General features: G+C 66.9%; 28 protein-coding genes. 17 read left to right on the plus strand and 11 right to left on the minus strand.

The features are described 5' to 3' along the window. Nucleotides 1-10: 10 nt before the first annotated feature. The 3 genes from ACP7A3_RS11900 (at nt 11) to ACP7A3_RS11910 (ending at nt 1,270) form a co-directional block, all read left to right on the plus strand. The gene (locus ACP7A3_RS11900; protein WP_426255716.1) at nt 11-478 is read left to right on the plus strand and encodes a DUF6176 family protein; all 468 of its coding nucleotides are present in this window, start codon (nt 11-13) and stop codon (nt 476-478) included. A gap of 311 nt (nt 479-789) precedes the next feature. Beyond that, nucleotides 790-1,095, plus strand: coding sequence for an ArsR/SmtB family transcription factor (locus ACP7A3_RS11905; protein WP_017979426.1), 306 nt, complete (start codon nt 790-792; stop codon nt 1,093-1,095). A 4-nt stretch (nt 1,096-1,099) separates the two neighbouring features. Next, a complete protein-coding gene (locus ACP7A3_RS11910) occupies nt 1,100-1,270 on the plus strand; it encodes a metallothionein (protein WP_017979425.1) in 171 nt (56 codons plus the stop codon). A gap of 195 nt (nt 1,271-1,465) precedes the next feature. Here ACP7A3_RS11910 and purQ read toward each other — a convergent pair whose 3' ends face one another. From purQ to ACP7A3_RS11930, 4 genes are all read right to left on the minus strand, one after another. Then, a complete protein-coding gene (gene purQ / locus ACP7A3_RS11915; protein WP_426255717.1) occupies nt 1,466-2,134 on the minus strand; it encodes a phosphoribosylformylglycinamidine synthase subunit PurQ in 669 nt (222 codons plus the stop codon). A 1-nt stretch (nt 2,135) separates the two neighbouring features. Continuing rightward, complete coding sequence (gene purS, locus ACP7A3_RS11920) at nt 2,136-2,366, minus strand: phosphoribosylformylglycinamidine synthase subunit PurS (RefSeq protein ID WP_017979423.1); 231 nt, start codon at nt 2,364-2,366, stop codon at nt 2,136-2,138. Nucleotides 2,367-2,369: 3 nt separating this feature from the next. Then, nucleotides 2,370-3,149, minus strand: coding sequence for a phosphoribosylaminoimidazolesuccinocarboxamide synthase (purC, locus tag ACP7A3_RS11925; RefSeq protein WP_043060658.1), 780 nt, complete (start codon nt 3,147-3,149; stop codon nt 2,370-2,372). Between the two features lie 117 nt (nt 3,150-3,266). Next, entirely contained in the window at nt 3,267-4,106 is an 840-nt protein-coding gene (locus ACP7A3_RS11930) for a hypothetical protein (RefSeq protein WP_426255718.1), read from the minus strand. A 101-nt stretch (nt 4,107-4,207) separates the two neighbouring features. Between ACP7A3_RS11930 and ACP7A3_RS11935 the strand changes: the two genes are divergently transcribed. Together ACP7A3_RS11935 and ACP7A3_RS11940 are read left to right on the plus strand one after the other, a co-directional pair. Further along, entirely contained in the window at nt 4,208-4,918 is a 711-nt protein-coding gene (locus tag ACP7A3_RS11935) for a DUF2490 domain-containing protein (protein ID WP_426255719.1), read from the plus strand. Beyond that, the gene (locus ACP7A3_RS11940; RefSeq protein WP_426255720.1) at nt 4,918-6,657 is read left to right on the plus strand and encodes a chloride channel protein; all 1,740 of its coding nucleotides are present in this window, start codon (nt 4,918-4,920) and stop codon (nt 6,655-6,657) included. Before ACP7A3_RS11935 ends, ACP7A3_RS11940 begins: the two co-directional genes overlap by 1 nt. A 5-nt stretch (nt 6,658-6,662) precedes the next feature. Here the strand turns inward: ACP7A3_RS11940 and kynU are convergent, their stop codons facing one another. Together kynU and ACP7A3_RS11950 are read right to left on the minus strand one after the other, a co-directional pair. Then, entirely contained in the window at nt 6,663-7,877 is a 1,215-nt protein-coding gene (kynU, locus tag ACP7A3_RS11945) for a kynureninase (RefSeq protein ID WP_426255721.1), read from the minus strand. Continuing rightward, nucleotides 7,874-8,719 carry an alpha/beta hydrolase gene (locus tag ACP7A3_RS11950; protein WP_426255722.1) on the minus strand — a complete coding sequence of 282 codons (846 nt, stop codon included), beginning with the start codon at nt 8,717-8,719 and terminating at the stop codon, nt 7,874-7,876. Before ACP7A3_RS11950 ends, kynU begins: the two co-directional genes overlap by 4 nt. A 90-nt stretch (nt 8,720-8,809) precedes the next feature. Here ACP7A3_RS11950 and parC point away from each other — a divergent pair, with 90 nt between their 5' ends. The 3 genes from parC (at nt 8,810) to ACP7A3_RS11965 (ending at nt 16,336) form a co-directional block, all read left to right on the plus strand. Beyond that, nucleotides 8,810-11,062: a DNA topoisomerase IV subunit A gene (gene parC, locus ACP7A3_RS11955; protein WP_426255723.1), complete on the plus strand. Its 2,253-nt coding sequence runs from the start codon at nt 8,810-8,812 to the stop codon at nt 11,060-11,062. 363 nt (nt 11,063-11,425) lie between these two features. Further along, on the plus strand, nt 11,426-14,545 hold the full coding sequence (locus tag ACP7A3_RS11960) for a TonB-dependent receptor domain-containing protein (RefSeq protein WP_426255724.1): 3,120 nt from the start codon (nt 11,426-11,428) through the stop codon (nt 14,543-14,545). Between the two features lie 96 nt (nt 14,546-14,641). Beyond that, the gene (locus ACP7A3_RS11965) at nt 14,642-16,336 is read left to right on the plus strand and encodes a putative bifunctional diguanylate cyclase/phosphodiesterase (protein ID WP_147036364.1); all 1,695 of its coding nucleotides are present in this window, start codon (nt 14,642-14,644) and stop codon (nt 16,334-16,336) included. On the opposite strand, the gene ACP7A3_RS11970 is transcribed toward ACP7A3_RS11965, so the two are convergent. Genes ACP7A3_RS11970 through ACP7A3_RS11985 form a run of 4 tightly spaced genes read right to left on the minus strand, consistent with a single transcriptional unit; the run spans nt 16,252 to nt 19,178 of the window. Then, nucleotides 16,252-17,466, minus strand: a complete 1,215-nt coding sequence (locus ACP7A3_RS11970) for a CCA tRNA nucleotidyltransferase (protein ID WP_426255725.1) — start codon at nt 17,464-17,466, stop codon at nt 16,252-16,254. The genes ACP7A3_RS11965 and ACP7A3_RS11970 overlap by 85 nt on opposite strands. Next, nucleotides 17,457-18,053 (minus strand): CoA pyrophosphatase, encoded by a 597-nt coding sequence (locus ACP7A3_RS11975; protein ID WP_426255726.1) that lies wholly within the window; start codon nt 18,051-18,053, stop codon nt 17,457-17,459. Before ACP7A3_RS11975 ends, ACP7A3_RS11970 begins: the two co-directional genes overlap by 10 nt. Beyond that, nucleotides 18,050-18,613: a DUF1285 domain-containing protein gene (locus ACP7A3_RS11980; protein WP_426255727.1), complete on the minus strand. Its 564-nt coding sequence runs from the start codon at nt 18,611-18,613 to the stop codon at nt 18,050-18,052. The genes ACP7A3_RS11975 and ACP7A3_RS11980 overlap by 4 nt, the downstream gene beginning before the upstream one ends. 40 nt (nt 18,614-18,653) lie before the next feature. Continuing rightward, nucleotides 18,654-19,178 carry a GNAT family N-acetyltransferase gene (locus ACP7A3_RS11985; protein ID WP_426255728.1) on the minus strand — a complete coding sequence of 175 codons (525 nt, stop codon included), beginning with the start codon at nt 19,176-19,178 and terminating at the stop codon, nt 18,654-18,656. Between the two features lie 131 nt (nt 19,179-19,309). Here ACP7A3_RS11985 and ACP7A3_RS11990 point away from each other — a divergent pair, with 131 nt between their 5' ends. Next, complete coding sequence (locus ACP7A3_RS11990) at nt 19,310-19,681, plus strand: dihydroneopterin aldolase (RefSeq protein WP_017979410.1); 372 nt, start codon at nt 19,310-19,312, stop codon at nt 19,679-19,681. 18 nt (nt 19,682-19,699) lie between these two features. On the opposite strand, the gene ACP7A3_RS11995 is transcribed toward ACP7A3_RS11990, so the two are convergent. Next, entirely contained in the window at nt 19,700-20,509 is an 810-nt protein-coding gene (locus tag ACP7A3_RS11995; RefSeq protein WP_147036371.1) for a hypothetical protein, read from the minus strand. Nucleotides 20,510-20,810: 301 nt separating this feature from the next. Here ACP7A3_RS11995 and ACP7A3_RS12000 point away from each other — a divergent pair, with 301 nt between their 5' ends. The 8 genes from ACP7A3_RS12000 (at nt 20,811) to ACP7A3_RS12035 (ending at nt 25,843) form a co-directional block, all read left to right on the plus strand. Beyond that, entirely contained in the window at nt 20,811-21,485 is a 675-nt protein-coding gene (locus tag ACP7A3_RS12000) for an energy transducer TonB (RefSeq protein ID WP_017979408.1), read from the plus strand. An 86-nt stretch (nt 21,486-21,571) separates the two neighbouring features. Next, complete coding sequence (locus ACP7A3_RS12005) at nt 21,572-22,363, plus strand: MotA/TolQ/ExbB proton channel family protein (protein ID WP_017979407.1); 792 nt, start codon at nt 21,572-21,574, stop codon at nt 22,361-22,363. 124 nt (nt 22,364-22,487) lie between these two features. Beyond that, the gene (locus tag ACP7A3_RS12010; RefSeq protein ID WP_024310304.1) at nt 22,488-22,964 is read left to right on the plus strand and encodes an ExbD/TolR family protein; all 477 of its coding nucleotides are present in this window, start codon (nt 22,488-22,490) and stop codon (nt 22,962-22,964) included. 30 nt (nt 22,965-22,994) lie between these two features. Next, nucleotides 22,995-23,423: an ExbD/TolR family protein gene (locus tag ACP7A3_RS12015; protein ID WP_024310303.1), complete on the plus strand. Its 429-nt coding sequence runs from the start codon at nt 22,995-22,997 to the stop codon at nt 23,421-23,423. A gap of 916 nt (nt 23,424-24,339) precedes the next feature. Then, entirely contained in the window at nt 24,340-24,552 is a 213-nt protein-coding gene (locus tag ACP7A3_RS12020) for a cold-shock protein (RefSeq protein WP_017979404.1), read from the plus strand. Between the two features lie 76 nt (nt 24,553-24,628). Beyond that, a complete protein-coding gene (locus ACP7A3_RS12025; RefSeq protein ID WP_426255729.1) occupies nt 24,629-24,832 on the plus strand; it encodes a hypothetical protein in 204 nt (67 codons plus the stop codon). Further along, complete coding sequence (locus ACP7A3_RS12030; protein WP_426255730.1) at nt 24,829-25,407, plus strand: hypothetical protein; 579 nt, start codon at nt 24,829-24,831, stop codon at nt 25,405-25,407. Before ACP7A3_RS12025 ends, ACP7A3_RS12030 begins: the two co-directional genes overlap by 4 nt. An 88-nt stretch (nt 25,408-25,495) precedes the next feature. Then, entirely contained in the window at nt 25,496-25,843 is a 348-nt protein-coding gene (locus ACP7A3_RS12035; RefSeq protein WP_020486549.1) for a tetratricopeptide repeat protein, read from the plus strand. Nucleotides 25,844-25,856 lie beyond the last annotated feature (13 nt).

The raw sequence follows: 25,856 nt of genomic DNA on the forward strand, positions 1-25,856 counted from the left end.
GGTGCGTGGCATGACGACACGCTATCGCTCCTTTGTGCTCGGCATGGTCGCGGGCATCGGCGTTACCTTCTGCCTCGGCGCGACAGTGCCGCAGTCGCCGCCGGAACCGTTGCGCCCGGTTGAGGTGACGCTGCACCGTTTCGACCGCAAGCGGGGAAGCGAAGCCACCTTCCGCGAGTGGATCGACTATCTGCGCAGTCATCACCGCGAGGCGGTGGCGACGCTGGGGCGCGAGCGGACCTATTTCGAGGCGATGTTCGTCGCGCCGGACGAGCCGCGCCGTCTGTATTGGCTGGAGGTAAAAGGGGCCGGTGGCAAGCCGGTCGAGAGCTCCAATCAGGAGCTCGATCGCCGTCATATTGCCTATATGGACGCCGTGCTCAGCAAGGGGTCACATGCGCGGTTGCAGACCGAGAACGTGCTGGTGCCTGACTTCATCGTCCGCGCGGTTGCGGCCGAGCAGCGTGAAGAGCGATGATGCGGAGTGTTACCGGCGGAGTTGATAGAGGCGGGCGCCGACCCTGTTCGCTCTCGATCCCTGATCAACGCGGCGCATTCGGGCAGGCGTCCGCCGATGGCGTCCATCGCCGCCGACCGACACGATCCTCCAGATGCTGCGCCGTCTGTGCCCGATTGCGTGTTGCGCCGAACCAGCGTGACGCTCGATGCGGCCCTCATCTGCGGCTGTCCCAGCGAAACCCCCCGCGGGCAGCCACGCGTATCTGCCTTTGGGCTTGACATAGATCAACACATGAACATATTAGGATGTGTTCATGTGTTGAAGGATGTATGACAGCGGACGAGAGCACACAGTTAGCCGAATTGTTCCGACTGTTGGGCGAACCGAACCGGCTGCGGCTGGTCGCGGCATGCCTCGACGGGCCGCGTACGGTCGGCGATCTGACGGCAGAGGTCGGCATCAGTCAGAGCCTGGTGTCGCAGCATCTTCGGCTGCTGCGCGCAGGGCGCTTGCTGAAGCAGGAGCGTAGCGGGCGGAACGTCTTCTACGATCTGCCCGACTGCCACGTGCGCACCATGCTCACCAACATGATGGACCACGTATTGGAACCCGAAGACCACATCCACGAGGAATAGGATCATGAGCGTCAACGTCGACATGGTGAAGTGCGCCTGCACGGACTGCGTTTGCATCGTCAGCCCTGAGGGCGCCGTGCAGGCCGAAGGCCGCGCCTATTGCAGCGACAATTGCGCCAACCACCACGCGCAGTCGGCCGGCTGCGACCATGCTGGTTGCCCCTGCCACGGCTGATTGGGGAGAGGGGGCGGGTGGCCGCCCCCTTGACTCTCTTCCTGCGGTGATCAGCGCAGGCTTGGGACCAGCGTTAGAGTCCCAAAAATTCGATCATTCAAGGAAACAGTCCGCAATCCGGACGGCTGACGAGCGTCGCGCTCTCACAACGACGCTGCTCGTGTGCATTTGGGCGGTGGTGAGTGCGTACCGTAATTACGCGCCGATCGTTTCCAGCACGCCTTCGAACAGGCGGCGGCCGTCGGTGCCGCCGTGCGCCGATTCGATCTTGCGTTCGGGGTGGGGCATCATGCCGAGCACGTTACCGGCGGCGTTGAGGATGCCGGCGATGTTGCGCGCCGAGCCGTTGACGGCCTCGCCATAGCGGAAGGCGACGCGGCCTTCGCCCTCGAGGCGGTCGAGCGTGTCGGCGTCGGCGAAGTAATTACCATCGTGGTGCGCGACGGGGACGCGGATCGTCTCGCCCGCGTCATAACGGCTGGTGAAGGCGGATTGCGCATTCTCGACGGTCAATGCGACATCGCGGCAGACGAAGTTGAGGCCGGCGTTGCGCATCAGCGCGCCGGGCAGCAGCCCGGCTTCGGTCAGCACCTGAAAGCCGTTGCACACGCCGAGCACGGGCAGCCCCTTGCCTGCCTCTTCGACCACCGCCTGCATGATCGGCGAGCGTGCCGCGATCGCGCCGGAGCGCAGGTAATCGCCATAGGAGAAGCCACCGGGCACGGCGACCAGGCCGACGCCATCGGGCAGGGCGGTGTCCGCATGCCAGACCATGTCGGGCTTGGTGCCGGTCACCGCCTCCAGCGCGACGGCGAGGTCGCGGTCGCAGTTCGATCCCGGAAAGACGATGACGGCGGTCTTCATCTCAAACGCGCTCCACCCGGAAGTTCTCGATCACGGTGTTGGCGAGCAGCTGGCGGCACATGCCGTCGATCGCTTCGTCGGTCGTCGTATCGGCGACTTCGAGTTCGAACATCTTGCCGGCGCGCACGTCCTCGACGCCAGCGAAGCCGAGCGACCCGAGGGCATGATGGATGGCGCGGCCTTGGGGGTCGAGCACGCCGGGCTTGAGGGTCACGAAAATGCGGAGTTTCATCGGTTACTTGCCCCGGCGCTTGCGGTGGGAATCGAGGTCGAGCACGGCGCTGTCCTCGCCTTCGGGCATCAGGCCCAGACGGCGCGCGACCTCCTGATAGGCCTCTGCCTCGCCGCCCAGGTCGCGGCGGAAGCGATCCTTGTCGAGCTTTTCGTTCGATTCCATGTCCCACAGGCGGCAGCCATCGGGGCTGATCTCGTCCGCCAGGATGATGCGGCCGTAGTCATTGTCCCAGATGCGGCCGAATTCGAGCTTGAAGTCGACCAGACGGATGCCGATCCCGGCGAACAGGCCGGTGAGGAAGTCGTTCACCCGGATCGCGAGATCGGCGATGTCGTGCATCTCGTCCTGGCTGGCCCAGCCGAACGCGGCGATATGTTCGTCGGAGATCATCGGATCGCCGAGCGCATCGTCCTTGTAATAATATTCGATGATCGTGCGGGGCAGCTTAGTGCCCTCTTCGATCCCGAGGCGCTTCGACAGCGAGCCCGCCGCGACGTTGCGCACGACGACCTCGATCGGGACGATCTCGACCTGACGGATCAGCTGCTCGCGCATGTTGAGGCGGCGGATGAAGTGCGTCGGCACGCCGATCGCGTCGAGCAGCGTGAAGACATGCTCGGAAATGCGATTGTTGAGCACGCCCTTGCCGCTGATCGTGCCCTTCTTCTGGGCGTTGAACGCGGTCGCATCGTCCTTGAAATACTGGATCAGCGTGCCGGGCTCGGGGCCCTCGTACAGGATCTTGGCCTTGCCCTCGTAGATCTGGCGGCGGCGAGCCATGCGCGACTTCCCCTGAAAGTAGGCAGCCCCGGCGGCGCGGGTGAGCCGCGCGCCGGGGCCGGAATGGGCGGGCCTATAGGGGAAGGGGGCGGGAGGTGCAATCGCGCAAGGGACGCCTCAGTCGTCCGCCTGCCGCCGCCAGCGCGCGACGGGCCTGCGCATCCGCCGCCACAGCAGCAGGCCGATGACGAAGACGATCGCCGGTGGGCCGAAGATCGCGACGATCCCGAGCAGTACGGCGAGCGTGACCTGGCCCGACGCGACCATGGTGTCGAGGGCACTGGTAAGCGGCGCGCTGGTGTCGAATCCGCGGACGGCATCACCCGATTCATAGTCGAAGGTCATGGGCGTGCGCGCGAGGCTGGCGCGATTGTCCGCAGCGGTCGCGGCGGCATCGCGCGCCGCGGTCGCCGCGGCGGCGCGCTGGCGTTGCAGTTCGGTGCGTTCCTCCGCGCTGGCGTCGCTGCGGGCCAGTGCCGCGTCGGCGCGGGCGACCGCCGCGGCGGCTTCGGCCTGGGTGCCGCCGGCGCGTTCGATCGCTTCGGCGGCGTCGGTGCCGGTAATCTCGGCGCTGACGAGCGTACCCTTCGCGTCCTGTACGATGTCGATGCCACGTTTGCCGAAGGCACGGGCGATCGCAGGGTCGAGTTTGAAGTGTAGGCTGCCGCGAATGTCATTCTCGCCGACGACGCGATAGTCCATGCCGGTGATGCGGCAGCGTGCGATCCCCAGCTTTTCGCAGGTGCTGGCATGCGCTTCCTGCACGACGGCAATGGCGCGGGGCGGTAGGCGGAAGCCGTACCGATAGTTGAATGCGACACCCGGCGCTGCGGTGACGGCGATGCCGGGGGCACCCGCGGTGTCGGACGCGGCGGGAGCGTCCGTATTGTCCGGGGCCTTGCTGCACCCCGCGAGCATGGCGATGGCGATACACACGGCTGTACCAGATGCGCGCATAGCGGCGATCCTCCCCCTCTGATGCGATACACCATCTGCCTGGTAGGATTTGCCGTCAAGATGCTCATGACATCGGCCCCATCATCGCCTAAGCGCCGCCGATGTTGCCGCAGCGCGTCCGCTTCCGATCATTGTGTGCCGTGACGGCCTGTGCGGGCCTGGCCGCGGCCAGTCCCGCGGCGGCGCAGCAGCAGGACGCGCAGTTGTGGACGCAGGTGAACACGAACGTGCCGCTGACCGACGATCTGCGCGTGACGCTGGAGCAGATCGCCCGGTTCAGCGATCGTCAGGATGGACTGTATCAGACCGAATTCGGGGCGCTGCTGATGCTGAAGGTGACGAAACAGCTCGAACTCGGCTTCGGATACCGCAAGGTCGGTGCGCATAACGGCAACACCGGCGCGAATGAGGATCGCATCCGCCAGCAGGTGGTGGGCACGTTCGGACCGATCGTGACGCGGTTCCGGGTCGACGAACGCTTCAACCCGCGCGGCCCCGGTGTCGGCATCCGCATCCGGCCGCTGGTGCGCTACAATCACAAGCTGCGCCCCAAGGGCTGGGCGCTGTTCGTCAGCCACGAAAGCTTCTACCTGCCCAATTCCACCGGCTGGGGACAGCGCAGCGGGTACGAACGCATGCGCAATATCGCCGGCGTCGTGGTGCCGATCGGCAAGCGGATGAGTATGGACGTCGGCTATCTCAACCAGTTCCGCCCCGGACGCACCAACGCGCGGGCGCAGATGGACCATGCGCTGACGATGCAGCTGACGATCAATCTGCGCGGCTTCGCCTTTCCGAACGTCAACGACTGATGACGCTGGTGCGCAGCGTGTCGTCCTGGGTGCGGCGGCGGGCGCGTGCGAGCGAGGCGGTGCTGATCGGGCTGGCGGTCGTTGTCGGCGGCGTCGCCGGGCTGCTCAGCGTCGCACAGGGCGCGATCGCGCGGACGTTGCAGCATTGGCTGTTTGCGCTGCCGAACGGCGGGCGGCTGAGCGCGGCGGAGCATCTGGCGCCGCTCGCGCTGCTGGCGCTGCCGCTCGGCGGCCTGGCGCTCGTCGGCTTTTCCTGGATGACGCGGGCGCGCACCCGGCGGATGATCGACGCGGTGGAGGCGAATGCGCTGCACGGCGGGCGGATGTCGTTGACCGATAGCCTCGTCATCTCGGGGCAGACGATCCTGTCCAACGGCTTCGGTGCTTCGGTGGGACTCGAGGCGGCCTATGCGCAACTGGGCGCGGTGATGGCATCGATCGCGGGCATGCGGCTGCGGTTGCGGCGCGGCGACCTGCGCGTGCTGGTGGGTGCGGGGACGGGCGCCGCGATTGCCGGCGCGTTCGGGGCGCCGCTGGCGGGCGCGTTCTACGCGTTCGAGATCGTGATCGGGGCCTATACGCCCGCCGCCATCGCGCCGGTCGCGGCGGCGTCGCTGTCGGGCGTCCTCGTGGCGCAGGCGTTCGGCGCGCAACCCTATCTGGTCAGCGCCAGCGCGGGCGAGGCGGTGGCGACGCATCATTATCTGATCTACGCCGGACTGGGCGCGATCGCCGCGCTGGTCGGCGTCGCGCTGATGCGCAGCGTCGCCGAGATGGAGGCGCTGACCCGACGGCTGCCGATGCCGGCGGCGTGGCGGCCGGTGCTGGGCGGCGTGCTGCTGATCCCGCTCGCGCTGCTGACGCCGCAGGTGCTGTCGGCGGGGCATGGCGCGCTGCACCTCGACCTGGAATATGGTTTGCCGCTGACCTTCATCGCGGCGGTGTTCGTGATGAAATGCGCAGGCTCGATCGTGTCGCTGGGCTTCGGCTTTCGCGGCGGGTTGTTTTTCGCCTCGCTGTTCCTCGGCAGTCTGCTGGGGCATCTGTTTGCCGGGCTGCTGGCGCTCGCGGCCGGGCAGGCGGTGGTCGATCCGCAGAATGCCGCGCTCGTCGGCATGGCGGCGCTGGCGGTGGCGGTGGTCGGCGGACCGATGACGATGGCGATGCTGGTATTGGAGGCGACGCATGACGTGCCGCTTGCCGCGGCGAGCCTGGCTGCGGTGCTCGTCGCCTCGACGATCGTGCGCGAGACGTTCGGCTATTCCTTCTCGACCTGGCGACTGCATTTGCGTGGAGAGACGATCAAGAGCGCGCGCGATGTCGGCTGGATGCGGACGCTGACCGCGGGGCGAATGATGCGCCGCGTCGAGCGGGCGACGCCGGCGGATATCAGCGTTGCCGAGTTCCGGCGGGCGTTTCCGCTCGGGTCGACCAGCCGCGTCGTACTGGCCGATGCCGAGGATCGCTACGCCGGCATCGTGCAGACCGCGCGCGCCTATGGCGAGGAGGCGGTGGTCGATGCGCCCGTCGGGAGTCTCGCGATCCATCGCGACCTCGCCTTGCCGCCCGACGCGGATATCAAGGCGGTGATGGCGGCGTTCGACGCGGCAGGTGCGGACGAGCTGGCGGTGGTGGGTGAGGAGGCGCGGGTGCTCGGCATCCTCTCCGAACCGTATGTGCGCCGCCGCTACGCCGAGGAACTCGACAAGGCGCAACGCGAGCTGTTCGGCGAGGACTGAGCGGTTCAGGTCACCGCGTTGCGGATGGCATAAGCGGGATCGCGCCAGCTTTCGTCGGCGATGACCTGTCGGATCGTCTCGCCCGCCTGCCACACGTCCTCATGGCTGAGGTAGAGCGGCGTCAGGCCGAGGCGCAGGACGTCGGGCGCGCGGAAGTCGCCGATGACGCCGCGGGCGATCAGCGCCTGCGTCAGTTCATAGGCGTGGGGCGCGCGGAAGCTGATGTGACTGCCGCGCTTTGCCGGGTCGGTGGGGCTGACGCATTCCAGGCCTGCCGCGGTGCCGGCGGCGTGGAGGATGTCGAACAGCGCGGCGCTCTTCGCGGCGACCGCCTGCTGGTCGATGTCCGCCCATAGGCTGAGCGCAGCCTCCAGGCTGGCCATGGCGAGGATCGAGGGCGTGCCGACCAGCCAGCGGCGCATGCCGTCGGCGGGGCGGTAGCCGTCCTGGAAGGCGAAGGGCTCGGCATGGCCCATCCAGCCGCTGATCGGGTTGGCAAGCGCGGCCTGCAGCCGTTCGGCGACGTAGAGGAAGGCGGGGGCGCCCGGACCGCCGTTGAGATATTTGTAGGTGCAGCCGACCGCGAGGTCGACATGCGCGGCGGTGACGTCGAGCGGGACAGCGCCGACGCTGTGGCTGAAGTCCCACAGCATGAGCGCGCCAGCGGCATGGGCGCGCGCGGTCCAGTCGGCGAGGTCGAAGCGGTCGGCGGTCTTGTAATGGACGTGGGTGAGGAGGAGCAGCGCGGTATCGTCGTCGAGCGCGTCGGCAAGCTGGTCGCGTGCCACCACCTTTAGCTGCGCGCCGGGGATGCAGCCGACCGCGCCTTCGGCGATATGCAGGTCGGTGGGGAAGTTGCCGGCTTCGCTCACCACGGTGCGGCGCTTGGGATCGTGGCGCAGGGCGGCGACGATCGCCTTGAACAGGTGGGTCGAGGTGGTGTCGCCGACGATTACCTCGTGCGGGTGCGCACCGATCAGCGGGGCGATCAAACCGCCGAGGCGCTGCGGCGCGTCGATCCAGCCTTCGTTCCAGCTGCGGATCAGCCGTTCGCCCCATTGCCGCTGGACCGTGTCGGCGAGCGCGGGGGTGACGGCGCGGGGCAGAACCCCAAGCGAATTGCCATCGAGGTAGATCACGCCCTCCGGCAGCGCGAAGGCGTCGCGGTAGCGGGCGAGCGGATCGGCGGCGTCGAGGGCGCGGGCCTGGTCGCGGGTCATGCGGGTTCCTTTGCGAGGGCGGCGAGGATGAGCGCGCGGGTGGCGGCCCAGGCCGCGGTGCCGGGGGCGATGAGCGCGACATGCCCGGTGTCGGGGATGGTGTGGAGGTCGACGGGGTCGCCGGCGGCTTGTGCCTGCGCGACATAGTCGGTGGCGAGGCGATAGGGGACGATCACGTCCTCACGCCCATTGACGAGGATCTGCCGCACGCCGATCGGCAGCAGCGGGGGGATGGACGTATCGGCAAACGGGTGCGGGCGGTCGCCGACCAGTTGCGCGATGACGTCCGTGCCGCAGCCGTTGTCGGGGCTGGCGGCGACGGCTGCGAGGTCGGGCAGGCCGCCAAGGCTGATGACCTGTAGGATCGGCAGCGGATCGGCGGTGGCGAGCGGGCTGTCCGCGGGCAGGCGGTGCCGCGCGGCGAGCCAGAGCGCGAGGTGCCCGCCCGCCGAATGGCCGACCGCGATCATGCGGGTGAGGTCGAGCGCATGGGCTCGCGCCTCCTCGCGCAGCCGGTCGGCGGCGGCGGCGACGTCGCGGAACGTGCCGGGATAACCGCCGCCCTCGCGGTCGACGCCGCGATAGTCGATATTCCACACCGCGACGCCCGCCTCGCGCAGGTCGGCGGCGACCCAGTCCATCAGGCGGCGGTCGGCGATCTCCGTCTGCCAGCAGCCGCCATGGACCATCAGCACGACCGGGTGGGGACCATCGCCGGCGGGGCGCCACAGGTCGATCACCTGCAGCGAGTCCGGGCCGTAAGGGATTGTCGCATCAGGCGTCTGGCGCGGGCGGCTGGTCAGGTCGGGCCAGGTGAGGGCGGCATCGTGGGAAGCTGGCATCGACCGGGCGCTACCGCATCACTTGCCTCTGCGCCACCCGCCCTGCCGATCCGGTTGGATCGTGGGCCGTCCCCTGCTATCGTTCCCGATATGGCCACCGATTTTCAGGACCCTCCGGTGGGCGTGCTCGACGCGCCCTTCGACACCGCGCTGTCGGACCGCTACCTCGTCTATGCGCTGTCGACGATCACGGCGCGCTCGCTGCCCGACGTGCGCGACGGCCTGAAGCCGGTGCATCGACGGTTGCTGTGGGCGATGCGGCTGCTGAAGCTCGATCCCGCGCAAGGCTATAAGAAATGCGCGCGCGTCGTCGGTGACGTGATCGGTAAGTATCACCCGCATGGCGACCAGTCGGTCTATGACGCGATGGTCCGCCTCGCCCAGGATTTCGCGCTGCGCTATCCGTTGGTCGATGGGCAGGGCAATTTCGGCAATATCGACGGCGATAACGCCGCCGCCTATCGCTACACCGAGGCGCGGCTGACGCAGGTTGCGATCGACCTGATGGACGGGCTGGACGAAGACGCCGTCGCCTATCGCCCGACCTATAATGGCGAGGAGCAGGAGCCCGAGCTGTTCCCGGGCCTGTTCCCCAACCTTCTGGCCAATGGCGCCGCCGGCATCGCGGTCGGCATGGCGACGAGCATCCCGCCGCACAATGCCGCCGAATTGCTCGACGCAGCGATGATGCTGGTCGACAAGCCCGATTGCCCCGACGCCGCGGTGCTTGACTATGTGAAGGGGCCGGACTTTCCGACCGGCGGCATCGTCGTCGATCCGGCGGCGGTGATCGCGGAAAGCTATGCGACCGGGCGCGGCAGTTTCCGTGTCCGTGCGCGCTGGGACATCGAGCGCGAGAAGGGCGGCGGCTGGCAGATCGTCGTCAGCCAGATCCCTTATGGCGTGCAGAAGGGCAAGCTGATCGAACAGATCGCCGGCCTGATCAACGACAAGAAATTCCCCATCCTGGCCGACGTGCGCGACGAATCGGATGCCGAGATCCGCGTCGTGCTCGAGCCGCGCAGCCGCACCGTCGACCCGCAGGTGCTGATGGACGGCCTGTTCCGCTTTTCGGACCTCGAAACGCGCATCAGCCTCAACCTCAACGTGCTCGACAAGGAGCGGACGCCGCGCGTCATGTCGCTGGGCGGGGCGCTGAAGGCGTGGGTGGAGCATCAGTTGGTCGTGCTCGACCGGCGCACGCGGCATCGCCTCGGCAAGATCGCCGACCGGATCGAACTGCTCGATGGCTATCTGATCGCCTATCTCAACCTTGATCGGGTGATCGAGATCATCCGCACCGAGGACGAGCCCAAGCAGGTGATGATCGCGGAATTCAGCCTGACCGACCGGCAGGCCGAAGCGATCCTCAACATGCGGCTGCGCAGTCTGCGGCGGCTGGAAGAGTTCGAGATTCGCGGCGAGCGCGACAAGCTCGACAAGGAGCGGGCCGAGCTGGAAGGGCTGCTTGCCGATCCCGCCAAGCAGAAGCGGCGGATGAAGCGCGACCTGAAGAAGATCCGCGATCGCTACGGCCCGGATACGGCGCTGGGCGCGCGGCGGACGAGTATCGAGGAAGCGGCGCCGACACGCGATATCCCGCTGGAAGCGATGATCGAGCGCGAGCCGATCACCGTCATCCTGTCGCAGCGTGGCTGGATTCGCGCGATGAAGGGGCATGTCGACCTTGCCGCGTCGGATACGCTGAAGTTCAAGGAAGGGGACGGCCCGGCCTTCGCCTTCCACGCGCAGACGACGGACAAATTGCTGCTCGCGGCGGAGAACGGGCGGTTCTACACGCTCGCCGCCGACAAATTGCCGGGTGGTCGCGGCTTCGGCGAGCCGGTGCGCGCGATGATCGACCTCGACGGGTCGGTCGGCGTCGCGGCCTTCCTCAATGCGCGCGCGCAGGAGCAATTGCTGATCGCGGCGACTGATGGGCGCGGCTTCCGCGTGCCGGTGGCGGACGTCATCGCCGAGACCCGCAAGGGCAAGACGGTGATGACGCCGCGCGTCGGGCAGAAACTGCTCGTCGTGCGGCCTGTGGTGCCGAACGCGGATTACATTGCGGCGATCGGCGACAACCGCAAATTCCTGGTGTTCCCGATTGCCGAGCTGCCGGTGATGACCCGCGGGCAGGGGGTGCAGATCCAGCGTTTCCGCGAAGGCAGTTTGTCGGACGCGACGACCTTCGTCTTCGCCGAAGGCATGAGCTGGCCGATGGGCGGCGACACGGGACGCACCCGGACGGAAAGCGACCTGTCACTGTGGCGCACCGCGCGCGGTGCCGCGGGGCGGACACCGCCGACCGGCTTCCCCCGCGACAATCGCTTCGGGAGCTGAAGGGGGCGTTCCCCGGTATCGTCATTGCGAGCGGCGCGACGCCCTCTTGGGCGTCCCGGTCCGGCTATGATGGCTTCGCCGTGCCCGCAGTGACGGAGGTGATGGTCGAACCCTCTCATCCCGCTGAATGCTCGATGAACAGCGGAAGCGCTACTGTCCTTGCCGGCAAATAAAAGGACTGTGCTAAAAATGGCACTTCCATTCGAACAAGGTAAGGCATTGAAAGTCGGTGGGTTTTTCAGGCGCCATAATGGACTGCAACACTGACGTAATCTGCTCGTCATCTGGTGAAAAATTTGTAATTTGAGTGATGTTACAGCGCTGTGACAGCGCTCGCGTCAGGAAAACAAAAGGGATCCTGTCGTGTTCACCAAAACCCTGCTATCCACCACAAGCCTGTCGGCGTGCCTGATCTCCGCTGCGATGATTGCCACGCCGGCCCTGGCCCAGACCACCGATGCCACCGCCTCCACGCCTGCGCAGGCGGCGCCGACGCCGACGTCTTCCGGCGCGAAAAGCGACGACATCGTCGTCACCGGATCGCGCATTCGGCGCCCCTCGATCGACAATGCCCAGCCGACCAACGTCATCGATTCGAAGCTGCTCGACGATCGCGGCTATGCCAATGTCGCCGATGCGATCAACCAGCTGCCGGGCTTTGCGGTGCCGGACAGCTCGTCGCTGGGCAACCAAGGCAACGGGTTCGGCGTCGGCCAGAGCTTCGTCAACCTGTACGGCCTGGGCTCGCAGCGCACGCTGACGCTGGTCAACGGCCGGCGCTTTGTCGGTGCCAATGCCTCGACCGTCTTTTCGTCGGCGGGCGGCGGCGGGCAGGTCGACCTGAATACGATCCCGACCAAGCTGATCGAGCGCGTCGACACCGTGTCGATCGGCGGCGCCCCCATCTACGGCTCGGACGCGATCGCCGGCACGGTCAACATCATCCTGAAGCATGATTACGAGGGCATCGACCTCGACGGGCAGGCGGGGATCAGCCAGCGCGGTGACCTCGGCAACCAGCGCGTCCGTGCGCTGGTCGGCAAGAACTTCGCGGGTGGTCGCGGCAACATCACCGTCGATGCGGAATATAACCACGACGACGGCCTGCTTGGCAGCCAGCGCAGCGTGATCGCCCAGCAGTCGGGCTTCATCACGCCGTTCGATCCGAGCAATCCGACACAGCCGCTGGCGAATGCGCCCTATCAGAAGATCCTGGTGCAGAACCTGCGCACCTTCCTGGGCGAACCGGGCGGCAATCCCTATTTCCTCGATCGCGGTACGCTGGGGAAGACGCGCAGCATCACAGACGCCAACGGCAACCTGCTGCGCTTCGCGCCCGACGGCACGCTGGTGCCGTTCAACACGGGACAGGTGACGACCGATCCGACGACGTTCCTCGGCGGCGATGCGCTCGACATGGCGAACATCACCAACCTGCGCGTCAACGACAATCGCTTCAACGCGACGGCGCTGCTCAATTACCAACTGACCGACTCGGTGAAGGCCTATGGTGAGGCCTGGTATTCGCGCAGTAACGCGACCAACCTCGCCGGCCAGCCGGTCTATAACACCGCCTTCTTCCGCCAGGCGGCACCGGGCGCGTTCGACATCAACGGCAACTACATCATGAAGGTGGGCAACCCCTTCTTGAACCCTCAGGCCAAGGCGATCATCGTCCAGAACCTGCTGGCGAACGGCCTGCCGGCGAGCGACAACGACGTCTTCTATCTGGGCCGGGCGAATACGGACCTCGTCACCGGCGTGTCGCGGCTGGAGCAGGACATGTACCGCTTCGTCGGCGGCTTCACTGGCGACTTCCAGGCGCTGGGCCACAAATGGACCTGGGATGCCTCGGCCAATTACGGGCGGACGAGCGGCACGTCGCTGATCCCCAGTCTGGTCGAACCGAACCTGCGACGCGCGCTGAACGTGGGCACCGATGCCAATGGCAATATCGTCTGCGCGGCGTTCAATCCCGATCCCAACGATCCCACGGCACCGCCCAACACGCCGCAATATAACGGCACGATTTCGCAGACCTGCGCACCGCTCAATCTGTTCGGTAACGGAGCGCCGACGCAGGCGGCCCGCGATTACGTGACGACCATGGCACGGACGCAATCAATCACCAGCCAGCGCGACTTCCTGGCGACGCTGACGGGGGCGCTGGCGACGCTGCCCGGGGGCGATCTGGGGGTGTCGGTAGGCTATGAAAACCGGCGCGAATATTCGCGCTTCTCGCCCGATGCCTATTACACGCAGGCGCTGGGCCGTTCGATCCCGATCCTGGGTGTCGAAGGCAGCTACGTCACCAACGAGGTGTTCGGGGAAATGCGCGCGCCGCTGATCGGGCCGAACCAGCATATCCCGCTGGTCCATGAGTTGGAAGTGAATGCGGCGGGCCGCTACGTCCACAATTCGGCCAATGGTGGTGCCTTCACCTGGACGGCGGGCGGACGCTGGGCGCCGGTGGCGGGCTTCGCAATCCGCGGCAATTACACCCGTGCGATCCGGGCGCCGTCGATCACCGAGCTGTTCGCGGCGAACCAGCCTGCCTATGACGGCGGCTACGATCCGTGCGATCAGAGCAACGTGAGCGCCGGACCCAACCCGGCGGTGCGGGCAAAGAATTGCGCGGCGGCGGGCGTTCCGGCGAACTTTAGCTCGCTGATCAATTCGGCGACCGTGCCGGTCACGATCATCGGCAACCGCAACCTGCAGAACGAAAAGTCGTCGTCTTGGACCGTCGGCGGCGTCTTCGATCCCGCTTTCCTGCACGGACTGACGCTGTCGGCGGATTATATCAGCATCGACCTGCGCAACGTCATCACCGCCTCGTCGGCGACATCGGTGTTGAAGGGGTGCTACGACTCGACCAGCTACCCGAACAACTTCTACTGCGGGCTGATCACCCGCGGCACCGGTCCGGATGATCTGGGGCAGGTGACGGCGCTGCAGGAGCCGTACGTCAATCAGGGCGCGCTGGTGTTCCGGGCGATCGAGGCGACCCTGGCCTATCCGATGACGCTGCCGGGTTCGATCGGTCGGCTGACGGTGCAGGCGAGCTATCAGCACGTCATCAAGCAATATGCCGTCATCAGCGCCGACAGCGGCATCCAGAACGAACGCGGGCAGCTGGGCCTCGGCAATTTCGTCGACCGGGCCAACCTGAACGCGACGCTCGACAGCGGCAACGTGTCCTGGTTCAACCAGATCCTGTACACCGGACCGGCCGTGTTCGATCCGACCGAGCAGCCCGGGACGCGCGACGTGATGGGGGTGGGCAGCTATGTGATGTGGAACACGGGCGTCGTGATCCACGCCACGCCGCGCTTCGATTTCCGCATCAACGTCAACAACGTCACCGACCGCAATATTCCCTATGCGGCGGCGGCAACGACGGGCGGGTCTTCGGCGGCCAACGTCTATTATGACGCGCTGGCAGGACGCTCGTTCCTGTTCGGGGCGGCGATCCACCTGTAAACGGCTTGCGCGGCCCTCGCCTGATCGGGCGGGGGCCGCGTAAACGTCTGGCCAACTTTCAGATCGCTTTAACGAACGCCGGTTATGGACGGGACTATGGCTACCGCCTCGTCCGATCTGGTGCCCCCGTTTTCCGCCGCGCAGGAGATGCTCGAGCGGGACCTCGAACTGATTCCGATCCCCGCGGTGCAGGTGGCGCGCGAGGGCGATGCCTTTGGCTTCCTCTCGATGAATCGGGCCTACCGACTCGCGGGACTGGGCGTGGTGGCGGATCGGTCGCCGATGCTCGCGCTGCTGGCGAGTCGGATCGACGCCTTCCTTCGATCGACCGAGATGCGCACCGATTTCGATTGGTCGATCGGGCAGGTGATCGATTCGCGCTATTATCGCGTGACCTTCGCACGGCCGACGCCGGCGCTGCGCGATCGATGCCAGATTTCCTTCATAGACCTGACCGCGCAAGTCCACACCGAACGCTCGCTACGCCGCGAGATGACCACGGACAGCCTGACCGGCCTGCCCAATCGCGAAGGGTTCGGCGATGCGATCGAGACGGCGCAGAAGGATCAGGGGCGGTGTGCGGTGCTGGTCATCGACCTGGACCGATTCGGGCGGCTGAATGCGTGCCTTGGCGGCCTTGCCGGTGATGAGCTGCTCATTACCGTCGCGCGCCGGATCAAAGGGGCGCTGCGCGCACGCGATGTGCTGGCGCGAATCGGGGGCGACGAATTCGGGATCCTGATGGGGATCGACGACGATCAGGCGGAGGCGACCTGGCTCGCCGAGCGCATCCAGCGCGTGCTGACGGCGCCGTTCCGCCTGAGCGATTACGAGATCGGCATCGAATGTTCGGTCGGGATCGCGCATGCCGACGAGAGCGTCGAGGATGCCGAGGAGCTGATCCGCAACGCCCAATTCGCCGCCAAGCGCGCCAAGTCGGGGTTGCAGGTCGAAAGCTATCAGACCCAGGCCTTTACGCAGGCACGCGAGCAGTTCGCGATGGAGACCGCGCTGCGCCGCGCGATCGAGGAGCGCCAGCTGCGCCTCGCCTTCCAGCCGATCTGCGACCTGTCGAGCGGTGCGATCGTCTCGTTCGAGGCGCTGGCGCGCTGGCGCGACCCGCACGGCGTCGAGCATGATCCGGGGGCCTTCATCCCGGTCGCCGAGGAATCGGGGCTGATCGTGCCGCTGGGCCGCTGGGCGATCGAGGAAGCGGCGCGGACGCTGCGCTGGTGGGACGAGGAATGCGGCGGCTCGTGCGGCATGCGCCTCGCGGTCAACCTCTCGGCGATCCAGATGCAGCGCGACGATATCGCGCCTGTCGTCGAGGCGGCGCTGATCCGCCACGATCTGACGGGCGACCGCCTCGTTCTGGAACTGACCGAGAGCGCGATCGTCAGCGATCCCGATCGTATTGCGGGGATCATGCACGCGCTGAAATCGCTTGGGTGTACGCTGGCGATGGACGATTTCGGCACCGGCTATTCAAACCTCGCCTACCTCCAGAAACTGCCGATCGACATTTTGAAGATCGACCGCAGCTTCGTGACGGGCATGCTGACCGACCGTGACAAGATCGCGATCGTTCGCGCGGTGCTCAGCCTGGCGCAGGCGCTCGGCATGCGGACGACCGCGGAGGGCATCGAGAGCAACGATCTGGCGCAGACGCTCGCGGCGCTGGGTTGCACCTATGGGCAGGGCTATCTTTACGCGCGCCCGCTCGAGGCCGTCGATGCGCTGTCGACGATCCGGGCGGCGAGGGCGTCCTCGACCGCTGCATCGGCGATCTGATCGACACAATCCGCCGGGGGAAAGCCCTCGGCGATCCAGCGCGTTTCGATGGTGCGCAAGACTGCGGCGACCTGCGGCCCTTTCGATAGCCCCCGCGCCACCAGCGCACCACCGCCGATCGGTAAAGCGGGGGGCGTCCACTCGTGCAACGCCGACATGTCAGCGCCGGCGAGCAACAGGCGGTCGATCGCGCTCGCCATGCCGACGCGATAGGCGAGCGCGCGAGGTCCCTCGTCGCCTGGACCCTGGGTCGCCGCGCAGAGGCGCTTGCGGTCGGCGTTCGACAGCTTGAGGCGCGCGCCGACGCTTTCCGCCGCGGCGGGTGGGATCAGCGTCGCCAGTCGGCGGATCGCATCGGGGGCGATGCCGGCGGCCGCCTCGCGTTCCGCCAGTTCGGCAAAAGGCGCGGCATCGACGATTTCGGGCAGGACGGCGCGGAAGATGCCGTGGTCGATCATGAGCGTGACGACGCGCACCGCCTGCGCTGCGACGAGCAGCTTGAGCAGTTCGGACGCGATCCGTTCGCGCGACAACGCCATCAGGTCGTTGGCGCGGGCGCTGCAGGCCGCAAGGCCCTCCGCGTCGATCGTGTCGCCGAAGCGGGCGTGGAAGCGGAAGAAGCGCAGAATGCGCAGATGATCCTCCGCAATCCGGCGATAGGGATCGCCGATGAAGCGCACGACGCGAGCCTCCAAATCGGCGAGGCCGCCGACCGAGTCGAACACCGAACCCGTGACGGGATCGGCGTAGAGTGCGTTCATCGTGAAGTCGCGGCGCGCGGCATCTTCGTCCCACGCGTCCGTGAACGCGACGATCGCGTGGCGCCCGTCGGTGCTGACGTCATGACGCAGCGTCGTCACCTCGATCGGGCCGGACGGGAGAATGGCGGTAACGGTGCCATGGGCGATGCCGGTGGGGACGGCGCGGATACCGGCGGCCTTCAGGCGAGCGAGCACATCGTCGGGCAACAGCCGCGTCGCGAGGTCGACGTCGGCGGGATCGAGCCCCAGCAACGTATCGCGCACCACGCCGCCGACGAGCCGGGTCTGATCCGGACCGCCAAGCGCCTCGATCAGCGCCGCAAAGCCTTCGCGCGCGGTCAGGCGGTCCAGGTTCAGGGTCACGCCCATACGAGCTGCCGTGACAGATTGACCAGCATCGCTGCGGTCGCGCCCCAAATCCGGCGATCCTGCCAGCGGATTTCATAGAAATGCCGCGTCTGTCCGCGCCATTCGGCGCTCGCTTCCACCTGCTGCGCTGGGTCGAGCAGGTGATCGAGCGGGACTTCGAAGACGCTGGCGACCTCCGCCTCGCTCGGCACCAGCGGTATGTCGGCGGGGACGACGCCGAGCACCGGCGTGACGGCAAAGCCGGTAACGGTGCGATAGGGGGCGATGCTGCCGACGACGTGAACGAGGCTGCGGGGCAGCGCGACCTCCTCTTCCGCCTCGCGCAGCGCGGCGGTCACCGGGTCTTCGCCCGGATCGAGGCGGCCGCCGGGAAAGGCGACCTGGCCTGCGTGATTGCGGAGCGTGTCGGTGCGCTGGGTAAGGATCACGCCGGGGCGGGCGCGGTCGGTCACCGCGATCAGGACCGCGGCGGGCGTCAGATCGGCGTCGCTGCGCGTTTCGAGATCGCGATGATCGCCTGCCAGCAGTGCGGGTTGCGCGGCCCGTCCCGTATCCAGAGCGGCAGCCAGCCGCGCGGCGAGGCTCACGCGGTCATGTCCAGCGGGAAGAAGGCGCCGTCGCTCCAGATGCCGGGCTGCTCCGGGTCGGCGAGCGCGCGTTCGGCGAGGTCGTAATAGACCGGCCGCGCGACGAGCGCCTCCAGCCCGCCGCGGACGTGGAGGTAGGGGCGCGGGCCGTCCTCGCTCGTGGCGAAGCGCAGCGGATGGTCCGGGCCGGCCTTCACAAGATCGCCGGTGTTGAGTCGGAAGGCGAGGCGACTGTCGGGGCCGTTCCCCTCGGCCTTCATCTCGACCGCGACGAAGGGCGCGTCCTCGACCGCGATGTCGAGCTTCTCGACCGGCGTGACGAGCACGTAGCGGCCATTCTCTTCGCGGCGCAGGATGGTGGAAAAGAGGCGCACCATCGTCTGGCGGCCGATCGGCGACCCCTGATGGAACCAGGTGCCGTCGCGCGCGATGCGCATCTCGCTGTCGCCGCAATGCGCGGGGTTCCACTGTTCGACCGGCGGCAGGCGCCGTTGTTCGACCAGGGTGGCGATCTCGGCTAGGCTGAGACCGGCGAGATCGGGAAGCTCCTCCATCGGCATGGGGGCGAGGTAGGGGCTGGCAGGCGCGACGTAAAGCGGGTCAGGCGTTTGCGTGCGCCGCTGGAGAGGTGATCGGTCCCAGCATACCATTGATGGCAGGCACATCGGCACCGCGCGCGAGCAGGCGGTGGCGTTCGACCGGGCCGGGCAGGCGCCAGCCGGCGGTGCGCGATGCGTCGAAGCCGAAGAAGCGCGCGTAATATTCCGGGTCGCCGATCAGCATCAGCGCGCGATCGAGGCCGTGCTCTGCCGCCGCGTCGAGCGCCTGCGTCATGAGGCGGCGGCCAATGCCATCGCGCTGCCGCCCCGGCTCGACCGCGACCGGACCGATCATGGTTAGGCGGTGACCGACGCCGTTGTCACCGGTCAGCAGGACGGGCCAGCATTGGATCGAGCCGATCAGCTTGCCGTCTTCCACCGCAGCGACGCTGAGCGCGGGCACGGCCGCGGCGGCGCCCCGCACCTTATAGGCGGTACGCCCGTGACGGTCCGTGCCGAACGCACGGTCGAGCAGCGCCTCGACGGCGGCGCCATCGATATCAGCCAGCGGCACGAAAGCGATCACGGGCAGGGGTCCTTCACGCCCGACAGCGGGCGGCGGCGCGCATGACGCGCGCGGGGGCGGATGGCAAGCGGAATGCGCAGAGGCCGCACCCCACTCGCGTCCGGCAGGCAGGCTTGCTAGAGGCGCCGCCCATGCAAGACCGTCTTCAGCTGCAGGTCCACGACCTCGAAGTCCAGGTGCTCACCGGCATCTATTCGGAAGAAACGCACCTGCCGCAGCCGCTGCGCATCGACCTGACCGTCGACCTGCGCTGCCCGGATCATTTCGCGCCCGATACGCCGCTGTCGGCGTCGAAAAACTATCTCGATCTGAAACATGCGGCGACCACCGCTCTGCCTGAGGGGTTGCACTTCACGCTGATCGAGGCGGTCGCGGACCATATCTGCGAGACGCTGTTCCTCGCCGACGAGCGCGTGCTGCGCGTCGAGGTGAAGATCGTGAAGCTCGCCATCGCCGAGGCGGGCGAATCGATCGGGGTCACGCTGGTCCGTCACCGTCGATAAACGGCGGCGCGGGCCGGATCAGCGCAGCGTGCGCGTCCGACCGCAGGGACCGAGCTGTTCCAAGACGAAACGATAGTCCTGTCGCGCGAGCTCGGCATTGGCGGGATCGAGCGAGGCGGTGCTGCGATCGGGTAGCGCGGCGGGCAGGGCGCAGGCGAGGCGATACCAGAGCAACGTGTCGCGCGCCGGCGGCGCCGCGGCCTCGTCGACGATCTCCGACAGCGCGACCGCCCAGCGCGGCTGCTCACCGGGCCGGCGGAGCACCGTCAGCGAGACGGGCGCACCGTTCGCGGTGGTCAGGAACACCTGCGTCTCGCCTTCGCCGGGCAGCGCGCCGGGCACGTGGAAGGCATTACCTATGCCCGTGACGACGGGCGGCGCATCGGCGGCGACGAGGCTCTGCGCGATCGCGCGAACACGCTGGTCTTCGGTCGGGGACCAGGGAATCTGCGCATCGGGCGCGACGAGTTGGATCTGATTCGGCGTGCCTGGCACGCTCCGCCCGAACAGCAGGACGCGCAGTTTCTTGAGCTTTGGCTGACGGCCTGCCGAATCGGGCGCCACATCAAGCAGATAGCCGATTCGCGGTGGCAATCCGCCCGCGCCGCGCACCAGTGCGACCAAATCGGCCTCGACATAATAGCGTGTCATGCCCGGCGCGACGCCGGCCGAATCGGCGCCTTTCAATTTCAGGGCGGAGCGGATCGTGGCGTCCGCGATGATCGGCGACGCGATCACCAGATCGGCGATGTCGGCATAGGGCGGCGCGGCTTGCGCGCCGATGCCGGGTGAGGCGCTTGTGGCCGAAACCGCGGAATTCTGCGGCATTTGTGCGGCAATAAGGGGGCTGGATACGGCCGAGGCGAGGCAGGCGAGCAAGGCGGCCGGCCGACGGTGAAAGGCGCTGATCATGGCGGTAGCGCTAGCCCAGCGCGCCTGAACGATACAGAAATAATTCTGTCGCGAAGCGATTGTACGTTTGTTGCGTCCGACAAAGCGTTTGCGCGGCGGGGAACGGGGCGATAGGACTGACGGCACTGCCATATCCGGCGCAGCCGGGGCAGTGGCCTACGCGTGTCCTTCCCCCAGGCGCCGCGAGGACCACGAGATTAGGGAGTGTCGTTGCTGAATGGCCTATGCTGACCAGAAGATGTCCGGTGGCAAGATGGTCGCGATTTTCATCGTCGTGCTCATCCATGCGGCGCTGGGCTATGCCTTCGTCACCGGGCTCGCGTACCAATACGTGAAGAAGGCCCAAGAAAAGCTTAATACGTTCGACGTCGAGGAGCCGCCGCCCCCGCCGCCGGACGAACCGCCGCCCCCTCCGCCCGATACGCCGATGACGCCGCCGCCCGTGGTGTCGCCGCCGCCGATCGTGCAGAATCCGAATCCGCCGCCCGTGGTGATCCAGACGGTCACGACGCCGCCGCCGGCCGTCAATCTGACGCCGATCGCAGCGCCGCCGGCCCCGCCTGCTCCCCCTGCGCCGCCGGCTCCGCCGGTCGTCAGCAAGGCTGCGGGTGCGAAGGGTGACCCGTCGGCGTGGATCACGAACGACGACTATCCGCCCAGCTCGCTTCGCAACAACGAAGAGGGCACCAGCGTGATCGCCTGGACGATCAGCACCGCTGGCCGGGTGGAGAATTGCCGGACGACCTCGTCCAGCGGCTCGTCGGCTCTCGATCGCGCAGCCTGTGCGGCGATCACGCGGCGGGGACGCTATACCCCGGCGCAGGACGCCAGCGGTAACCCGATCGCCACGACGCAGACCCGGCGCGTGGTCTGGAAGATCCCGAAGGAATGATGCGGCCCGCCCGTTATCCGGAATAGGCCGGACGACGGGCGGATCCTCCCCGAACTTCTACACCGTTTGACAAGGATTTAACCCAAATGCTCACCACCATTCTCGCGGCCGGCGGCACCGCGGCAGCCGAAAACCAGTTCGGCCTGCAGGCCGCTCTGAAGGAAGGCGGCCTCATCTCGCAGTCGGTCTTCACGATCCTCGTGCTGATGTCGATCGTCTCCTTCTACATCCTGTTCTCGAAGCTGTTCGAGCAGCAGAAGATCATGAACCAGGCGAAGCGCGTCCGTCAGGGCTTCTGGCAGTCGAGCAACCTGCGTGAAGGCGCGGCCAAGCTCGAGAAGAACTCGGCCTACAAGCAGCTCGTCGACGACGGCCTGCAGGCGCAGGACCAGCACGCCAAGCTGACCGATCCGGTCGAAGCGCACGACTGGCTGCACGGTTCGCTCGCCCGCTCGGAAGCGGCGATCAACTCGAAGCTGGGTGGCGGTCTCGCCTTCCTCGCGACCGTCGGCGCGACCGCACCGTTCATCGGTCTGTTCGGCACCGTGGTCGGCATCTACCGCGCGCTGATCAAGATCGGCGCGTCGGGCGATCCCTCGATCGACAAGGTCGCAGGTCCGGTCGGTGAGGCGCTCATCATGACCGCGCTCGGCCTGGTCGTCGCGGTTCCGGCCGTGCTCGCCTACAACTGGCTGCAGCGCCGCAACAAGTCGATCGCGGAAGACCTGTCGGCCTTCTCGAACGACGTGCTGGGCTTCCTCGCTTCGAACGGCGCCGTGAAGCCGACGATCGCGGGTGCCGCTTCGAAGGCGCCGGTGAAGCCGGTTGCCGCGACCACGACCGCCGGCCAGGCCGGTGGCGTGCAGACGCGCCCGTAAGCGACGAGGCTGCGGGATGTGCCGGCATCGGCGCATTCCGCAACCCGCCGGCGCCGGTGCCCGTGGCTTCGTCCACTGCGGCAGATGGCGTCCGGCCATAAGGAATGGATAGGATAGCTCGCACATGGCGATGAGCACTGGAGGAGGAGGCTCCTCCGAGAAACCGATGTCGGACATCAACACCACGCCACTCGTGGACGTGATGCTGGTGCTCCTCATCATCTTCCTGATCGCCGTTCCGGTGGCGATCCAGACGGTCAAGGGCATCGTTCTGCCCAAGGTCCGTTTCGATCCGACGACGACGAAGCCCGAAAACGTGCTGCTGTCGGTGACGAGCGGCCCGGACGGCAACTGCCTCGTCTATTGGGGCACGTCGCCGATCACCAGCAAGGACCTGCTGACCCGCGCGGTCGACAAGCTGAAGCTGGAGATCGAACGCCAGGGCGGCGCGGGCAACCCGAACCTCGAACTGCCCGAAGTCCATATCCGCGGCGACGTCAACACGCCCTACAAGTGCATCGGCGGCACCATCTACACGATGCAGCAGGCAGGCTTCGCCAAGGTCGGCTTCATCTCGCAGCCGCCACCCGCGGGTGGCTGATCTGCCCCGCCCGACCCAGGAGTATTTGACATGGCAATGAGTGGTGGCTCGGACGACGGCGAGCCGATGATGGACATGAACACGACGCCGTTGATCGACGTCATGCTCGTGCTCCTCATCATGTTCATCATTACCCTTCCGATCCCGACGCACGCGGTGAAGGTCGACCTTCCGGTCAACGATCCGCGTAACCAGAAGCCGCCGGTCGATCCGCAGAAGAACAAGATCATCATTGACGCGGCCGGCACGGTCTCGTGGAATGGTCAGCCGGTCGACGAGGTGACGCTGCGTCAGTATCTGGACACCGCTGCGGCGATTAATCCGGAGCCGGAACTGCACTTCCAGCCGGACCCGCAGGCGAAGTACGACAAGGTCGACCAGACGCTGGCGGTGATCAAGCGCTCGGCGGTCACGAAGCTCGGCTTCATCGGCAACGAACAGTATCGCAACGATTTCTGATCGACGCCGATTGGTACGATGACAGGGCGGTCCCATCCGGGGCCGCCTTTTTTTATGTCAGGGCAGTAGGGGTTGCGTTGGTCTGGTCTGTTGGAAGCGCTGAGCCGCTGAGCCGCTGAGCCGCTGAGCCGCTGAGCCGCTGAGCCGCTGAGCCGCTGAGCCGCTGAGCCGCTGAGCCGCTGAGCCGCTGAGCCGGATGGCTGGATCTGCTGAACGCGTGGTCGGCCGATCACACGTGGCCGGGCACTATTCCAGCCTTCGTGGGCGCGTGTGCGAAGGGCCGCTCCGTCATGCCGGACTTGGTCTGCATCCACTGCCCCGCACAGTCCCGATACTGTTGCTCTCATGGCGCGGCGAACGCTTGGATATGTCTGGGGTGACGGTGCAAGAAGGACCGCGCGAAGCCGCTGTTGTGGTGTCTCCTCCGAGGTTGGCATTTCCAGGCAAGCGCTAGGCGACAGCCGCGCGACACCCCAACCTGCGCTGCGGCAATGGTTTTTGAAGATCGTCAGGAGCCTCTTTCGTATGAGCGTAGACAGCTAACGGGCTTGAGGCCGAGCAACGGGCGTCCGTACGCCCATCCTGACGGCTTGGCTCAGGCCCGGAGAAGCTGTCGCCTTGCCGAACATCCCCCGGCCTTGGCCAGAGCACCTTATTGAGCGTGCGCTACCCAGCAGGCGCCCCGAACGCCGCAAGAGCCCTCGAAGCCCTAAGTGCCAGTCCCCGATGGAGAGGCAAACGTGCCCCTCGACCCGGCACCCCTTGTAGAATGGGCACCCCGCACCCATATCCCTTTCGCTATAGTCGCATATCGACGGTTTATCGGCGCTCTGCGACCCTTTCTCCCTCTTTCCCTGCAGCCCGGCATCAGGCGCAGCGACACGCGTTCCGCCTGTCACGAAAGAAGGGATTTCCCATGAGCACGATCGGCACCGTCAAATTCTTTAACGCCGACAAGGGGTATGGCTTCATCGCGCCTGAGAGCGGCGGCACGGATGCGTTCGTCCACATCTCGGCGGTCGAGCGCGCCGGCTTTGCCACACTGACCCAGAACCAGCGCGTCGGCTATGACCTGGAAGAGGATCGCCGCGGAAAGATGGCCGCGGTCAATTTGCACAGCGTCGACTGATTCTCGCCGCCTGACATCGATCCGACGCCGTCCGATAGGGGCGGCGTCGGCTTCTCGTTTCTTCTGGGGTTGAGCCATGTCGAACGATGCCGCCTTCTGCCGCCGTCAGGCGATGATCCAGCGTGGTGTCGCCGATGCAGCGACGCTGGATAATGTCCGTCTCCAGTCCGAGCGCGCCGCCGCAAGCTGGGATGCGATGGCCAGCCGCGCCGAGCGGACCGAGCGCATGCGTGCCGACCGTCTGGCACGCGAAACGATCCCCCCGACCATCCTGTCGTGACGGGCCGAGCGTCGGCTGTCGCCGCACGCATAACGCCCCGCCATCCGGCCGTTCCGGAAACGTCGGTCGCGCTTGCCCATGCGACGCTGCGGCAGGGCGCGCGCCATATCGCGGGTCTCGCGCCCTGGGCCGATCCCATGGTGGAGGGGCCACAAGCGGTGGTCCGCGCCCGCTACGTGGGCAATTGTCTGCGAGAGCTCGACAGGTTTTTGGGGGTGTTGCTGGACGTCACATGCCTCGCCCCACGGCCGCGGCTGCTGACGTTGAAGCCCGATACCGCAACCCGCATCGCCGTTTACGAAACGGATGGATGGGACGTCCGCCCGGCCCAGCGGCGACTGCGCGCCCTCGAACGGTCGCGCCTGTGCCTGTTTCATGATGCGGGGCGGGTAGGATGCGGGGACGTGCCGCAGGCCCGTTGGCTGACATCGGGGTGGCGGGATGCCGGATCGCCGGACCTGCGCCGTTATGCGATCGGCGCGCGATTGCGCCCGAGCGCGCTGCATTTGCACGATATTGCCGGCTTCTACGCAGGCCTGGGGGACCGCATCGTCAGCGGTGCGCCCGACAGCTGATCAAATCGCTTGCGACTCTGTCTCCGAAGTGACACGTTAGTGTCATAAAAGTGAAACCTGCACGTCATGCAGGGAAGGAGATGGTGCTATGCGTGTGATGGTGGCGGCAATGCTCGCGGGTGCATGTCTGGCTACGCCGGCTCTGGCGGCGGACCGCACCGGCTATCAGGCGATCGCAGCCGGCGATTTCGCGACGGCCGCGAAGCAGATCGAGGCCGAGCGGCGGATTTTTCCGGATCGCCCCGAACTGATGCTCAACCTTGCGGCGGCCTATTTGCGCACGGGGCGGACGGCGGATGCCCGCGCGCTGTATCGCGGCGTCTTGGAGCGGCCGGCGGTGGCGATGGACATGCCGAACGGCGCCGTGCTCTCGTCGCATGACGTGGCGACGCGAGGTTTGTCACGGCTGACATCGACGACGCTCGCGACGCGCTGAGCCGCGGGGTAGT

The sequence above is a fragment of the Sphingomonas sp. DC5200-1 genome (assembly GCF_049897245.1).
GTDB classification, from domain to species: Bacteria; Pseudomonadota; Alphaproteobacteria; order Sphingomonadales; family Sphingomonadaceae; genus Sphingomonas; species Sphingomonas aquatilis.